This is a genomic window from Streptococcus sp. KR, from assembly GCF_002238115.1.
Lineage (GTDB): Bacteria > Bacillota > Bacilli > Lactobacillales > Streptococcaceae > Streptococcus.
Genome location: NZ_NGVM01000333.1, coordinates 1 through 228 on the forward strand (window position 1 = coordinate 1; position 228 = coordinate 228).

A 228-nucleotide genomic window follows, 5' to 3' on the forward strand; every position below is an offset into this window, starting at 1 on the left:
GGTAGCTTTACCACATATGTCAACTGGTTCTCTATCGTCGGCGGAGTTGCCGTTTCACTACTTTGCTTCATTCACGGATTAAACTTCCTGCGCTTGAAGACAAGTGGCGAATTAAGAGCACGTGCCGAAAAGTGGAGCAAGATTCTTTATCCGGTATTGCTTGCCGGTGAAGTTGTCTTTGTTATCTTGCTTTACTTGACCACTGATTTCTTTGCTCGTAAGCCAATG

At 44.7% G+C, this 228-nt stretch carries 1 protein-coding gene; it reads left to right on the forward strand.

The window, feature by feature from the left end:
• Positions 1–228, forward strand: a 228-nt coding sequence (locus CBI42_RS12175) for a cytochrome d ubiquinol oxidase subunit II (RefSeq protein ID WP_142294180.1), incomplete at both ends; no start/stop codon positions are given.